Below are 855 nucleotides of genomic sequence, written 5' to 3'. Positions count from 1 at the left end.
ATGTATGGCTAGGTGGAACAGATTCAAACGGAACAAGAATTCATATTCCTGTTGGCCCAAATGATGGAAATCCATCGAATACCTGGGGAACTGGATACTAAGAATAACTTTCTTTGAGTCGCCTTCCCAAAGGTGACTCTTTTTTTTGTTATTTAATTAAAATTAACAATATGGCAACCAGCTGATGATCAGGCACATTTACGTGTTTGTAAGTGAAAAAATCTTCTTAAACTTGTTTTTATGCTGTATTTTAAATAATTTCATGAGATATTTTTATTGCATACGATACATTTAGATGTTATATTAAGTGTGAGGAAAGGATATCATTACCTCGTTTTCTAGTCTAGCTTTAGATCATTATTTACAAGCAAAGTGGGAATTGAGTGCACCCACGTTCCCCAGCAGGTGGGTTAACCTAGCGTTGGTCAGCATGGGACGGTATCCATGATTTGCACTCTTTTTTTTTATGTCTAAAATTATAGAGGAGTTGTAAAAATGCCTAAAGATTTGCAGAAAACATACAACTTATTTTTATCAAATCTTGATGGCAAAATGGCTGTTATAACAACGCCATTTGTTAAACTGGACTGTTTTTATGTAAAATTTGACATCTTACAACTCCCACATTTATTGGGTTTACACAAAATTTATAAGGATTCACCTAGAATAATTTGTCAAAAATTGAATGATGAAGTTATTACATATAAACATCTGCAAAGGCACAGCAATTTTGGTACTATAAAAGATCGAGTAGAGCTATTTGAATTTATTCTAGAAATATTTTTAGAGGGATACAATGATTCAGTGATATATGTGTCTGAAGCAGATAAGTTTGGTTCATCTATGAAGCTAGAC

The 855-nt window shown here is 33.0% G+C and carries 1 protein-coding gene; it reads left to right on the top strand.

The features are described from left to right. Positions 1–495 precede the first annotated feature (495 nt). A partial coding sequence (locus ACTQ48_RS11305) for a PBECR4 domain-containing protein (RefSeq protein ID WP_441571001.1) occupies positions 496–855 on the top strand: 360 nt, incomplete at its 3' end.

Origin of the sequence: Collinsella sp. Sow4_E3 (genome assembly GCF_052116285.1) — a bacterium.
Lineage (GTDB): Bacteria > Actinomycetota > Coriobacteriia > Coriobacteriales > Coriobacteriaceae > Collinsella.
This window is presented reverse-complemented; position numbering and strand designations above follow the sequence as displayed.